The 12,852-nt window shown below is 51.1% G+C and carries 12 protein-coding genes; 6 read left to right on the top strand and 6 right to left on the bottom strand.

Features of this window, described 5'->3' with window-relative positions:
- Nucleotide 1 precedes the first annotated feature (1 nt).
- From H9Q79_RS09190 to H9Q79_RS09205, 4 genes are read left to right on the top strand one after another with little or no spacing between them, the layout of a single operon-like run.
- Nucleotides 2-1,309, top strand: coding sequence for an L-aspartate oxidase (locus H9Q79_RS09190; RefSeq protein WP_249328130.1), 1,308 nt, complete (start codon nt 2-4; stop codon nt 1,307-1,309).
- Entirely contained in the window at nt 1,287-2,162 is an 876-nt protein-coding gene (gene nadC / locus H9Q79_RS09195; protein WP_118643383.1) for a carboxylating nicotinate-nucleotide diphosphorylase, read from the top strand. Before H9Q79_RS09190 ends, nadC begins: the two co-directional genes overlap by 23 nt.
- 4 nt (nt 2,163-2,166) lie before the next feature.
- On the top strand, nt 2,167-2,691 hold the full coding sequence (locus tag H9Q79_RS09200; protein ID WP_249328131.1) for a transcription repressor NadR: 525 nt from the start codon (nt 2,167-2,169) through the stop codon (nt 2,689-2,691).
- A 10-nt stretch (nt 2,692-2,701) separates the two neighbouring features.
- Entirely contained in the window at nt 2,702-3,946 is a 1,245-nt protein-coding gene (locus H9Q79_RS09205; RefSeq protein ID WP_249328132.1) for an amidohydrolase, read from the top strand.
- Here H9Q79_RS09205 and H9Q79_RS09210 read toward each other — a convergent pair.
- Entirely contained in the window at nt 3,873-5,654 is a 1,782-nt protein-coding gene (locus H9Q79_RS09210; protein ID WP_249328133.1) for a serine hydrolase domain-containing protein, read from the bottom strand. The genes H9Q79_RS09205 and H9Q79_RS09210 overlap by 74 nt on opposite strands.
- A 451-nt stretch (nt 5,655-6,105) precedes the next feature.
- Between H9Q79_RS09210 and H9Q79_RS09215 the strand changes: the two genes are divergently transcribed.
- Nucleotides 6,106-6,975: a DegV family protein gene (locus H9Q79_RS09215; protein ID WP_118643377.1), complete on the top strand. Its 870-nt coding sequence runs from the start codon at nt 6,106-6,108 to the stop codon at nt 6,973-6,975.
- A 58-nt stretch (nt 6,976-7,033) separates the two neighbouring features.
- On the opposite strand, the gene H9Q79_RS09220 is transcribed toward H9Q79_RS09215, so the two are convergent.
- The gene (locus H9Q79_RS09220) at nt 7,034-8,416 is read right to left on the bottom strand and encodes a uracil-xanthine permease family protein (RefSeq protein ID WP_118643556.1); all 1,383 of its coding nucleotides are present in this window, start codon (nt 8,414-8,416) and stop codon (nt 7,034-7,036) included.
- A gap of 263 nt (nt 8,417-8,679) precedes the next feature.
- Between H9Q79_RS09220 and H9Q79_RS09225 the strand changes: the two genes are divergently transcribed.
- Nucleotides 8,680-9,168, top strand: coding sequence for a QueT transporter family protein (locus H9Q79_RS09225; protein WP_118643375.1), 489 nt, complete (start codon nt 8,680-8,682; stop codon nt 9,166-9,168).
- 49 nt (nt 9,169-9,217) lie between these two features.
- Here H9Q79_RS09225 and H9Q79_RS09230 read toward each other — a convergent pair whose 3' ends face one another.
- The 4 genes from H9Q79_RS09230 to H9Q79_RS09245 all read right to left on the bottom strand — a co-directional run bounded on the left by H9Q79_RS09230 (nt 9,218) and on the right by H9Q79_RS09245 (nt 12,746).
- A complete protein-coding gene (locus tag H9Q79_RS09230) occupies nt 9,218-9,601 on the bottom strand; it encodes a VOC family protein (RefSeq protein WP_118643554.1) in 384 nt (127 codons plus the stop codon).
- Nucleotides 9,602-9,675: 74 nt separating this feature from the next.
- Nucleotides 9,676-10,032 carry a DUF1667 domain-containing protein gene (locus H9Q79_RS09235; protein ID WP_118643373.1) on the bottom strand — a complete coding sequence of 119 codons (357 nt, stop codon included), beginning with the start codon at nt 10,030-10,032 and terminating at the stop codon, nt 9,676-9,678.
- Between the two features lies 1 nt (nt 10,033).
- Nucleotides 10,034-11,299 carry an NAD(P)/FAD-dependent oxidoreductase gene (locus H9Q79_RS09240; RefSeq protein WP_118643371.1) on the bottom strand — a complete coding sequence of 422 codons (1,266 nt, stop codon included), beginning with the start codon at nt 11,297-11,299 and terminating at the stop codon, nt 10,034-10,036.
- On the bottom strand, nt 11,286-12,746 hold the full coding sequence (locus H9Q79_RS09245; protein WP_118643552.1) for an NAD(P)/FAD-dependent oxidoreductase: 1,461 nt from the start codon (nt 12,744-12,746) through the stop codon (nt 11,286-11,288). The genes H9Q79_RS09240 and H9Q79_RS09245 overlap by 14 nt, the downstream gene beginning before the upstream one ends.
- Between the last annotated feature and the right edge of the window lie 106 nt (nt 12,747-12,852).

The raw sequence follows: 12,852 nt of genomic DNA on the forward strand, positions 1-12,852 counted from the left end.
TATGAAGACACAATATGACGTTATCATCGTCGGAACAGGCGCAGCCGGGCTGTTTGCCGCTCTCCATCTCCCACTTTCCAGCAGCGTTCTTATGCTCACCAAAGACGAACTGGAGAACAGTGATTCCTATCTTGCCCAGGGAGGAATCTGCAACCTCTTGAATCAGGAAGACTTTCCATGTTATTATGAAGATACCTTGAAGGCCGGAAGATATGAAAACAACCCAGAGGCAGTCACCGATATGATTCGTGCTTCCAACCGCATCATCCGGGAGCTGCTGGATTACGGAGTGAATTTTGACCGGGACTCACATGGCTGTCTCTCTTATACCAGAGAGGGCGGCCATTCCCGTCCGCGCATTCTCCATCACCAGGATGTGACCGGGAAAGAAATCGTCACAACACTGATCGACCGGGTAAAAGAGCGCCCCAACCTTACCATTCTGGAACACACCACCATGATCGATCTGCTGCAGGACGGCAGTACCTGTACAGGTGTTGTAATAAGAGATGGCAGGGGAGCGGCCATACCCTGCTGCAGCAAGGCAGTGATTCTCGCCACGGGCGGACTGGGCGGATTATTCCAGCATTCCACGAATTTTCCTCATATTTCCGGCGACAGCTTCGCCATAGCACTCCGGCGCGGCATACATCTGGAGAATATTCATTACATACAGATCCACCCTACGGTCCTTTATTCCAGAAAGCCAGGACGCAGGTTTCTGATCACGGAATCCGTGCGCGGCGAGGGCGCAAAGCTGCTGAATGAGGACCAGGAACGTTTTGTGGATGAGTTGCTGCCCAGAGACGTGGTGGCTGAAGCAATCCGCAGAGAGATGCAGGCTTTTGGGACAGACCATGTCTACTTGAGCTTTCGCGATATCTCTGTTGATGAAATCATGAATCATTTTCCACATATCTATCAGCGCTGTCTGGAGGAAGGCTACGACATCACAAAGGAGCCGGTCCCCGTAACACCCGCCCAGCACTATCTTATGGGAGGGATACAGGCAGATACCTGCGGCAGAACTTCCATGGATCATTTATATGCCGTAGGCGAAACAGCCTGCAATGGCGTGCACGGCGCTAACCGCCTGGCCAGTAACTCACTGCTGGAAAGCCTTGTATTCTCAGAAAATGCCGCAGAATTGATCAGCCAGAACATTGCTGTTATGAAAATACCCGGCCCTCCGCCGGCGCTATTCTCCTACCCTGATCCGGATACCTGGGCGGAAGAAAACCGGAAGCTCGTGCTGGCAGAAATACAGAAAGAAGGTAAAGAATTTTATGAACGATGGTGTAACATTTAGATTGAATACAGACGAATACATTTTACATGCGCTAAAAGAAGATATCACCAGCGAAGACGTTACTACCAACGCAGTCATGCCTGACCACACACTGGGTGAAGCGCAGCTCATAGCCAAAGAGGACGGCATTCTCTGCGGCCTCCAGATATTTGAACGAGTCTTCCATCTGTTGGATGAAGCCACGGTCTTCACTACTTCCTATAAAGACGGAGATACGGTTAAGAGCGGCAGTCTCGTAGGCACTCTCACCGGAGATATACGAGTGCTGCTTTCAGGAGAACGCACTGCTTTAAACTACCTTCAGCGAATGAGTGGAATCGCCACCTTCACCAGAAGCTTCTCAGACGAACTTGCCCCATATAAAACACGTCTTCTGGACACCCGTAAGACTACGCCGAATATGCGTCCTTTTGAAAAATATGCCGTTACCGTCGGAGGCGGCTATAACCACCGCTATAATCTGTCCGACGGCGTTTTGCTCAAAGATAACCACATCGGCGCCGCCGGAGGCGTCAGGCGCGCCATTGAAATGGCCAGAGAATACGCGCCATTTGTGCGCAAAATTGAGATAGAAGCGGAAACACTGGAGATGGTCAGGGAAGCCCTGGATGCCGGCGCCGACATCATCATGCTTGACAACATGGACAACCAGACAATGGCAGAAGCAGTCCGCATGATCGGCAGCAGGGCGCTGACAGAATGTTCCGGTAATGTCACCAGAGAACGGCTCCGGGAGATTGCGGAACTGGGTGTAGATTACGTGTCCAGCGGAGCGCTTACCCATTCCGCCCCAATCCTCGACCTTTCTTTAAAAAACCTGAAACCACTCGCCGAACCTGACGAAAAGAGGTAATCCATTGAAAGAGAAACTAGAAGGAACAGAACGCAGAGAACGGATTCTGCAAATGCTGGAAACGACCGTGGAAGCCATATCCGGCACCTCCATAGCTAAACAGCTGGGCGTCAGCCGCCAGGTCATTGTCCAGGATATCGCCCTTTTGCGCGCTTCAAATGAGAATATCCTATCTACACCAAGAGGTTATCTGCTGTTCCGCCAGTCAGATGGGAAAATCACCCGGCGTTTCCGGGTATTTCACTCCAGTGAACAGATAGAGCAGGAATTGAACTTAATTGTAGACAAAGGCGCCCGCGTGATGGATGTCATCGTTGAACACCCCGTCTACGGTGAAATACGTGGCACGCTGCCGCTGGCAAGCCGGAGAGACGTCCAGGATTTTATAAAACGTATCCAGGCTCAGCAGGGAACCCCTCTGCTGGAGATTTCCAACGGCGTCCACATCCATACGGTAGAAGCCGACAACCTGCAGATCCTGGAGGAAGTGGAACAGGACCTCCGGCACGCCGGCATTTTGTACGAATAAGGAGGATTTCATGTATTCTTTCATTGAAAAAAGGGCCTGTGAACTGGCCCCTGTGCTCACCCGGCACCGCAGAAATCTCCACCAGATTCCGGAGACCGGCTGGAATGAAAAAGAGACCTGCAGCTATATCGCCGCCGAACTGAGACAGCTCGGATATGAGGTTCTTCTCGGCGCCCCCGTCACGGGTCACGAAACGGGAATCATCGCATCCCTGTCCTGCGGAAACGGCCCGGTTTCCGTGCTCCGTTTTGACATCGACGCCCTGCCCACAGAGGAAGACTCTACGCACGCCCATCTCCCAGCACGGGAGCATTTCTGTTCCCGGAACCCAGGGGCGATGCACGCCTGCGGCCATGACGGCCATATAGCCATCGGGCTTGGCTGTGCGCGGATTTTTACAGAACTGAGTTCCCGCCTGAGCGGAACCATCCGTCTGATTTTTCAACCTGCGGAGGAAGGCTGCAAGGGAGCCGGAGCCATCGTGGAACGCGGCTGGCTGGACGACGCCAGCTTGTTTCTGGCCGGTCATATCGTTGGCCGCGAATATACCGGAGGCGGACACGCTGACGTAATCCCCGGCGTAAATGCTTCTCTGGCGACCACCAAATTCGACGCAATATTTTCCGGACATTCTTGCCACGGTGCAGCTCCGGAAAACGGCGCCTCCGTAATCTCCGCCATGGCTTCGGCTGTACTGGCATTAAACGGCATCCCCCGTCACAGCGAGGGCGCCACTTTTCTGAATATCGGGCGTATCCAGGGCGGCCAGGGCCGCAACATCGTAGCTGATCGCGGGCTCATAGAGCTCGAAGTCCGCGGCACAACCACAGCGCTGAATCAGTACATGGAAGATCAGGCGTTTCGGATCATTCAAGAAAGTGCCAGAATGTACGGCTGCGAAAGTGAGATACAAGTCATCGGAAGGGCTCCCTCCCTGGACAGCACGCCTGCCCTCTGCGGCCGTATCCTCAGCCTCTGCCGGGATCACTTACCCTCCATACAGGCTTTCGGCACTTCTGCTGCCTTCCGGGCCAGCGAAGACGCCTCCCTGATGCTGGAACGCACGAAATCCCATGGTGGTCAGGGCGCTTTTCTGCTCTTCCCCACTGACACTACAGCGCCTCTGCACAACAGCAGCTATGATTTTGACGAATCCATTCTGCCAAAGGCAGCAACCGTGTTTACAGCAGCGGTGTATCAGTTCTGCGGGCGAAAACCACAGGCTCTATCGCGTCACAGATCAGAGTCCGTATGATGTCCATACCGCCCTTTTCCTTTAAAATATTAAAAAAGAAATTACTTTCTAATTCCGCCAGGCCGTATTCCACTCCTTCCAGTATCAAATCCCGGCCTGGCGTTTCATTCCATTCCAGGCGAAGGCCGTCCTCCAGGAAAATGCATTTGAGCTTTCTGCGGGAAGCCTCTTCCAGAAATGCCAGATCCAGCTTCAGAACCTCATTTCCATCTTCATCCTTCACAAACTCTCCGGTGACGGCCAGCAGATATTCTTCTTCGTGAACCACAACTTTCGTGATCTCTGCCTGCCCGACTCCGACCGGAAGCCGGTGGATGGCATCTCCTTCCTGCACCAGCAGATAAAACTGATCCTGTTCCATCTCAAAACGGATCCGCCGTATTCCGTTCGTATAATTGTTATGAGCCGACTGCAGCAGCAGGGGAAACAGCCCAATATTCTTATGATCCAGCTCATAGGTGCAGCCAGATATGGCCCTGGCCTTAGCCTTCCAGAAGCTTCCGCAGTCGTTTCCCTTTCTCCGCTTTCCTCTGGTCCATCCGCCCCGGAGGATGGCCGGATACGGACGTGTCAGGCCACCCATGCGCTTTTCCAGGGCCCGGAGGCTGCGCAAGGCCAGCGGATCTTCCGGCAGCTGCTCTTCCGCATGAAATTCCGGCGGAAAACATTCTCTCACAATATTCAGAAGTATACATTCCTGATTCAACTCATTACTCCCTGCATTAAAAGCCAGAACCATATTCAGATCAGGATAAATCACCACATTCTGTCCCAGCATCCCGTTAAACTCAAAGCTGCCCGGCCGTTCTTCCATCCAGAGCTGATATCCATAACCGTAGGTACCCGGATTGCTTTCCTGATGCTTTTTTGTTGATTCTTCTATCCAACTCTCTGATAACAGCTGCCGCCCGTTCCATTTTCCTTTCTGAAGATACATCTGTCCCAGCTTCGCCATATCCTCCAGACACAGAAACAGCCCCCAGCCGCCTTTCGTAATCCCCTTCGGGCAAGTCTCCCACATGACATTTTTAATGCCTAACGGCTCAAACAGCCGTTCTTTCAGATAATCCAACATGGTCATACCGGTAAGCTCAGTGACCACAGCCGAAAGCATATAGGAATTCATGCTGTTGTATTCAAAAACAGTTCCCGGCGTATTGCGGAGGGGCGAGGCCAGATATTCCCCCACCCAGTCATCCCCGCTGAGCGCCCCGGTCTCGTTAAAGGCAATTCCGCTGGTCATCGTCAACAGATGCTCAATCTTCAGTACCGGTCGGAAAATCTTCTGTAAAAGCTTCACCTTTTTTTCAAAAATATCATAGATATTATCCTCCAGCTTCAGCTTCCCCTCATCGATCAAAAGGCCGACCGCCATACCGGTTATGCTTTTGCACATAGAATAGGTCACATGCCAGACACCGTGCTGGTAAGGGGCATAATCACATTCACTGATCACACGGCCATTCCTGACAGCCATAAAATGATGAATATCCGTTTTCTTTACCTGATACAGATCCTCGATCAGCTTAGCGAGCCTCTCAGAAGAAATCCCCTGGCTTTCCGGCGTCGCCCGCGGAAATGCCTGCTGAATTTCATGTCCCGGAAACGGGAGCTTCTGCGGGAAATAGCTGACCTTACTGACACCCTCCGTCTTACCTAAAATTATATCCCAGATTAATTTAACAACTGCAAGCTGTGCGTTAGCCATGAATTTTCTCCTCCTGAGCCGTTCCATAAAATCTATTATAGGTGGCTTTTCCCAAAAGTACAAGGGCAGTCAGCGATTTGTTGCAATTCACAGGTCAATTACTGGTTTATGGCAAGAGGTGTGTGGATACCCGCCTCCCCCAGCCTTTCGTCCGGGTATCCAAACCGCCTCCCCTTCGCCAACCACTTGGAATCAAAACCGCAATTGAGCTTCATCTGGCTGTAAGCATTTTTATGTTTTTCACGAAAGCTGCGAAAATAATTTGTGTTTGACCGTCAATTATTGTATAATCAGTTTGTCAGAGTCCCAGACTGCAGCAATTCCGGTTGGACGCTGACAATTTACGGATGCCGTTCAGGCTAAACAGCAATCAGTGTCCCTGCCCTCCGGGCACTAATCAAAGGACACTTGAACATTAAAAAGTACTTATCAGGACACGGAGGAAATACATATGAAATCTATCGCAGTAGTAACTGACAGCAATTGCGGCATGTCCATGGAACAGGCAAAAGCGCTTGGCCTCTACATGCTGCCGATGCCCTTTTTTATGAATGGCAAGGAATTTCTGGAAGAAGTGGACATGAATCAGGAAGAGTTTTTCAGCCGTCTGGAAGCCGATCCTACCATCAAGGTATCTACTTCTCAGCCGTCTGTTGAATCCATAACTACTTTATGGGATGAGCTTCTAAAGGATCATGACGAGATAGTGCACATTCCCATGTCCAGCGGCTTATCCAGCTCCTGCCAGACCGCATCTATGCTGGCGGACGACTACGAGGGGCGCGTGCGTGTGGTCAACAACCAGCGTATCTCCGGAACTCTGAGATACTCTGCTATAGAAGCTTTGCAGCAGGCTAAGAACGGAATGTCTGCCGCCGAAATCGGCGACTGGCTGGAAAAAGTGCGTTTTGATTCCAGTATTTACATCACCGTCGCAACGCTTAAATATCTGAAGCAGGGCGGACGCATAACACCTGCCGCCGCTGCCATCGGCACCATGCTGAAATTAAAGCCAGTTCTCCAGATCCAGGGCGAGAAGCTGGATTCCTTCGCCAAAGCCCGCACCATGGCCCAGGCTAAGAAAATCATGACACAGGCCGTTCGGGACGATATCGCCAACCGCTTTGGAGAGAATATCAACCTGGATGTGATCCATTCTGATAATCTGGCTGCGGCTGAAGAATTCCGGAAGGAAGCCCTCGAAACCTTCCCGAACTTAAAGGAGGTCAACATCTTCCCTCTGTCACTGAGCGTCTCCTGCCATATCGGACCTGGCTCGCTGGCATTTACCTGTTCAAAGGTACACGAAGAAATATGGTAAAGTTTGATATAGAAAAGGGTGCAGCTTGCGGGCTGCACCCTTTTCTGATAACCGGTCTTTACTGATGAATCCCCCGGTTCTCATCTCCTTTTTCATTTGCCCCGAATTCATAATCATTTCCCGGAAGAATGATGTTCAGAAGGATTCCGGCGATTGCGGCGATCGCGAGGGAAGTCAGTGTGATGGAAGCGCCTCCGATTTCGAAGGTAATGCCATTACTAAAACCCAGACCGCAGACAAATATGACACCGGCGATGATCAAATTGCGGGATTTGGTCAAATCCACTTTATTTTCTACGATGTTGCGGACGCCGATGGCAGATATCATTCCGTAAAGCATGAAGCTGACGCCTCCTATGATAGAAGCAGGCATCGTTCCTATGATTGCGGATACCTTCGGTATAAAACTGATAATCAGCGCAAAGACCGCCGCAATCCGGATAACTCTCGGATCATGTACCCGGCTCAGCTCCAGGACTCCCGTATTTTCTCCGTAAGTGGTATTCGCAGGGCCTCCGATCAGTCCGGCGATTGAAGTCGCCAGTCCGTCTCCCATCAATGTTCTGTGCAGCCCCGGATCAGACAGATAGTTCTCTCCGACAGTAGCAGATATCGCAGACATATCGCCCACATGCTCCATCATCGTAGCCAGCGCGATGGGCGCCATTACCAGAATCGCCGTAATATCAAATTTACAGAGCTGGAACGGAGGAATACCCACCCAGTTGGCGGCTCCAACGGAAGCGAAACTGAGAATTGCAGTACCATCCGGATTCGTCAGGCCGCAGGCATTCATCACCGCCGCGGCAGCATACGCAACCACAACTCCCATCAGGATCGGAATGATCTTGAACATCCCTTTTCCCCAGATATTGAAGATGATAATTACCGCCAGGGCGATGACAGCCAGCAGCCAGTTGGTAGACGCGTTATTGATTGCAGAGCCTGCCAGACTAAGGCCGATGCAGATAATGACCGGACCTGTAACAACCGGCGGAAGGAACCTCATAACACGCTTAACACCCACCAGGCGGATGATCAGCGCCAGAAGCAGATATAAAAGGCCCGCTACCACGATACCGCCGCAGGCATAGGCCGCCTTTTCATCCACAGGCATATTCGCATACATGCCAGCCTTCAGGTTTGCGATCGTTGAAAAACCTCCCAGAAACGCAAAAGACGATCCCAGAAATGCAGGCACCTTCATCTTGGAACACACATGAAAAAACAGCGTTCCGAACCCGGCACAGAAAAGAGTTACGGATACGGTTAGCCCTTTGGTAAGACTTTCGCCACAGGCATCTGCGAAATAGCTGTTCACCAGAATCGGTACCAGTATGGTGGCACCGAACATGGCAAACATGTGCTGAAGCCCCAGAATCAGCATCTTGGGCACGCCCAGTTTTCTGGCATCACGGATTACATCATTCGTATTATTCATCTTATCCCCCATTCTTTTTCCTGTAACCACAGAACAACAGCAGGAATTATCTGGTAATATCAATTCCCGCTGCGTATGGTACAGGCAATCTCATTGCTTTCAATTATAAAAGCTAATGTATTGTAACGCAAGCAAAATTTCATATTCTTTCTTTTTAGTATCCCGATCAGAATTAGAATTGAAACTTTTTCCTTCAGGGCTTATAATAGCTTCAGTCAGTTCGGAACCTTCCTGACTTAAATCAAAACTAAAGGAGCAATCGCATGAAAAATCAAAAAGTTCTGTTCGTCACACAGGGCGCGATGATCGCCGCCCTCTACGTTGTCCTCACCCTATTCGCCAACGCACTGGGACTATCCAGTTACGCGATCCAGGTGCGTTTTTCCGAAGCGCTAACGATCCTGCCCTTCTTCACCGCCGCCGCCATCCCCGGCCTCTATGTGGGCTGCATTCTGGCAAACCTGCTTGCCGGCGGCCTGATCCTGGATGTGATCTTTGGCAGTCTGGCGACCCTGCTGGGCGCTCTGGGCACCTACGCGCTGCGGAAATATAAATGGCTGGCGCCGCTCCCTCCCATCGTATTCAACGTGCTGATCATTCCCTTTATACTGGCATTTGTCTATCATTTTGAGGGATCAATCCCCTATTTCATGGCAACAGTGGGAATCGGTGAAATAATCTCCTGCGGCCTGATGGGCATGTCCCTCCTTCACATCCTGCAGCACTACAGGAAAATCCTGCCCTGGAGCTGAATAGCTCAAAAAAAGAGACCATTCTCGTGGTCTCTTTTTCTTATCTGACTTACAGATACTGTGCAAATTCCAGCCTCTCCAGGTTTGGGCCCTCCGCTATGAAAAACTTAACGCCATTCGTCCAGAAGGGCAGGAACGTAATCTCTGCCAGGATCTTGATTCCCAGTCCGCTCACATATGCATATGCGGCATCTATATCCTTCACATCAATGGCGATATGATCAATCGCCCCGTCTCTCAATGCCGCTTGACCGTTCTCATAGGTCTCCAGGACAAGATCCTTCAGCTTCAGAAACGCCACCCGTGTCTCTCCATCCTTGGTCTCCAGTGCAATCTCGAAGCCTAATTTTTTGTAAAAGCTGAGCGTCTTGTCCATGTCATTCGTCGGAATTCCGATATGCTGAAGTCCGTTGACATTTTCCATCCATTCCATCATCTGGTACCCCCAATGTATAATATGTATGTAGTATTCAAGAGACGGCTCGCAGGCCGTCGCGAACAATTTTATTATACTCGCTTAGTCGCTATTACGTCAACTCCTGTTTCAGCTACATTTTCTAAAATGACGGTTCCGATTTCTACCGGAGCTTCCACTTGCACATGCTGAAGTGCTCTCATACATTCAAATATTTTCTCTTTTGGTATATCTTTTCGAGTTTTCACTGACACCACCGGCAGCATACCGTTTTTAACACGTACAGTCGTCGTAACGATGCGGGTGGGAGCACTCACCTCCTTAGCCGCATATTCCCTGCCCCTTTTGCAGGTATAGCCGCTGATATCTTTTATTTCCTTTCCCTCCATCATCACGCTGATGGAGCATCCCATCGGACAGCCAATACAGGTCAGCTCCCTCTTTTCCATATCATTCCTCCTCGATTCTGACGGTAATAGCTTTCAGGCCCTGATATTCTAAAAGTCTCTGCCTCTCCAGCTGTACCTCTTCCATTTCTCCCGGCGCCATAATCCGTTTTTTTCGGTGCAGAATCCTGTCGCCGTTTAGGTAAACAGAGATATAACAATTTTGGAACACTTTTCCCACACGAAACCGTACCTTCAGCATTTCTTCCATTCTCTCAGGAGAAATGCCAGCCGGAACCGTATACCGTACCCCTTCTTCAGCCCTGACAGGAACCGGATCAGACCGCAGGCTCGCTCTTATTCCCAGCAGATACTCTGCCGCATGATGTCCGGCCGCATAAGCCTCCTCCGTCACATAATCTACCAGGTCATGCACATGCAGCACATTTCCGCAGGCAAAGATTCCTTCTGCATTTGTCTCAAGGCTTTCATTGACCACAGGTCCCGCCGTCACGGGATGAAGAGTAATGCCGGCACTGCCTGACAGCTCGTTTTCCGGAATCAATCCGACGGATAGCAGCAGCGTATCACAAGCGTACTCTTCCTCCGTACCTGGCACGGGACGTCCCTGTCCGTCCACCTGAGCCAGCGTGACTCCCTCCACCCGCTCTTTGCCGTGAATATCCACCACGGTATGAGACAGCTTCAGCGGTATTCCATAATCTTCCAGACACTGTACAATATTCCGCTTTAAACCGCCGGAAAATGGCATCAGTTCCGCCACTACCTTGACCTTTGCTCCTTCCAGCGTCATACGCCGGGCCATGATCAGCCCTATGTCTCCGGAACCCAGTATCACCACTTCTCTCCCCGGCAGGTATCCCTCCATATTGACAAGCCGCTGTGCCGTTCCCGCCGAATAAATTCCGGCCGGGCGGTAACCTGGTACATTCAATGCGCCTCTGGAGCGTTCCCGGCAGCCCATGGCCAAAATAACTGCTCCGGCCTGTACCTGAAACATTCCTTCCTCACGGTTCATGGCAGTCACTGTTTTTGAAGGGCTGATATCCATCACCATTGTATTTAGCTGGTACTCGATCTGCTTCTCCTCCACCTTCTCTATGAAACGTCCGGCATATTCCGGACCTGTCAGCTCTTCCTGAAAGGTATGGAGTCCAAATCCATTGTGAATACACTGATTCAATATCCCGCCCAGTTCCTTGTCCCGTTCCAGAATCAGAATACTCTGAATTCCATTTTCTCTCGCCGAAAGCGCCGCTGCCATGCCGGCCGGACCGCCACCTATTATAACCAGATTATAACTTTTCATTTTCAGACCTCCCTGCCGGTTTACTGATTCCCACGATCATCTGAGATGCTCCTCCGCATTTTGTTATTTCAGTCATCTTCTCTCCCACTTCACGGCTCAGAAGCTCCATCACTCTGGGCGAGCAGAATCCTGACTGGCACCGGCCCATTCCGGCCCGCGTCCGGCGCTTGATGCCATCCAGCGACCTGGCTCCCAGCGGCCTGTGGATCGCATCCAATATCTCTCCCTCACTGACCATCTCACACCGGCAGATGATCGTGCCATAAGAAGGCTGCCTCCCGATCAGCTCATTGCGTTCTTCCAGCGTGAGCCGGGACGGATTTAATATCCCTGTCCTTTTTTCCTGAAAATTATTCTTTTTTACCGCCTGAAGCAGCGAAGCAACGATTCCGGCTACTTTCTCACCGATGGCCGGGCACGCCGTCAGCCCCGGAGATTCTATGCCCACACAGTCTATAAAACCAGGTGCTCCTTCTGCTTCTCCGATGATGAAATCATCTTCATCCTCATGGGCGCGCAGTCCGGCAAAAGAGGTAATTACCTGGCGCATGGGAATATTCCTGACGCCATGACCGGATTTTTCCAAGACCTCAGCTATTCCGCTTCCTGTCGTGTTCGTGCCGTCCCGGTCGTCAATGTCCACGGCTGTCGGCCCTATGAGCAAATTGCCGTGAACGGTCTGTGTCACCAATACGCCCTTTCCCTTCTTACCCGGCAGAGAAAAAACCGTATGATTTACATGAGACCCGGCATTTTTATCCAGCAGGCAGTATTCTCCCTTCCTGGGAGTGATATGTATTTTCCGTGTACTGACCATATTGTGAAAAATATCTCCATATACGCCGGCTGCATTTACTAAACAGCGCGCTTCCAGATCCCCGCTTCCGGTCTTAATCCGATATCCCTTATCATCTGGCCTAATCCCCAGTACAGGACAGTTAAACCGGAATTCCACCCCGTTCTGGCAGGCGCTTTCCGCCAGTGCCAGATTCAGCGTGAAGGGACAGACGATCCCGGCTGTCGGAGCGTAAAGAGCGGCAACAACATGATCCGAAAGATTCGGTTCCATAGCCTTAAGCCGTTCTCTGTCCCAAATCAGTTCCAGCCCGGGAATTTGATTCTCCTTCCCGCGTTCATACAATTCAGTCAATTTTTCCACATCGTCCTCATCCGTACAGATCACCAGAGATCCCATCCGTTTAAAGGGCACATCCAGCAGTTCCGCCAGCTTCCCCATCTTTTCATTTCCCAGGCGGTTCAATTCTGCTTTCAGGCTGCCGGGAAGCGCGTCATACCCCGCATGTACAATACCGCTGTTTGCCTTTGAAGTTCCGCAGCACACATCCTCTTCTTTTTCCACCACACAGATCTTCAGGCGGTAGCGGGCCAGCTCCCGGGCTGCGGCACTTCCGGATACACCTGCTCCAATAATCACTACATCATACATTTTTTCATTCCTCCTGCTTCCATCCATTGTTTCATACTTCCTGTGTAATAATAAAGAGCCCGCCAAAGAAGAGGTCATTTCCCCCCGCCTTGTCAGACTCCAATCT

Origin of the sequence: Wansuia hejianensis (genome assembly GCF_014337215.1) — a bacterium.
Classification (GTDB): domain Bacteria; phylum Bacillota; class Clostridia; order Lachnospirales; family Lachnospiraceae; genus Scatomonas; species Scatomonas hejianensis.

Bases quoted from the DNA above. Each gene is read 5' to 3' on its own strand.
- H9Q79_RS09220 (WP_118643556.1), bottom strand. From the start codon at position 8,416: ATGAATAATACGAATGATGTAATCCGTGATGCCAGAAAACTGGGCGTG.
- H9Q79_RS09210 (WP_249328133.1), bottom strand. From the start codon at position 5,654: ATGGCTAACGCACAGCTTGCAGTTGTTAAATTAATCTGGGATATAATT.
- H9Q79_RS09240 (WP_118643371.1), bottom strand. From the start codon at position 11,299: ATGAAAAGTTATAATCTGGTTATAATAGGTGGCGGTCCGGCCGGCATG.
- H9Q79_RS09215 (WP_118643377.1), top strand. From the start codon at position 6,106: ATGAAATCTATCGCAGTAGTAACTGACAGCAATTGCGGCATGTCCATG.
- H9Q79_RS09225 (WP_118643375.1), top strand. From the start codon at position 8,680: ATGAAAAATCAAAAAGTTCTGTTCGTCACACAGGGCGCGATGATCGCC.
- H9Q79_RS09205 (WP_249328132.1), top strand. From the start codon at position 2,702: ATGTATTCTTTCATTGAAAAAAGGGCCTGTGAACTGGCCCCTGTGCTC.
- nadC (WP_118643383.1), top strand. From the start codon at position 1,287: ATGAACGATGGTGTAACATTTAGATTGAATACAGACGAATACATTTTA.
- H9Q79_RS09235 (WP_118643373.1), bottom strand. From the start codon at position 10,032: ATGGAAAAGAGGGAGCTGACCTGTATTGGCTGTCCGATGGGATGCTCC.
- H9Q79_RS09230 (WP_118643554.1), bottom strand. From the start codon at position 9,601: ATGGAATGGATGGAAAATGTCAACGGACTTCAGCATATCGGAATTCCG.
- H9Q79_RS09245 (WP_118643552.1), bottom strand. From the start codon at position 12,746: ATGTATGATGTAGTGATTATTGGAGCAGGTGTATCCGGAAGTGCCGCA.
- H9Q79_RS09190 (WP_249328130.1), top strand. From the start codon at position 2: ATGAAGACACAATATGACGTTATCATCGTCGGAACAGGCGCAGCCGGG.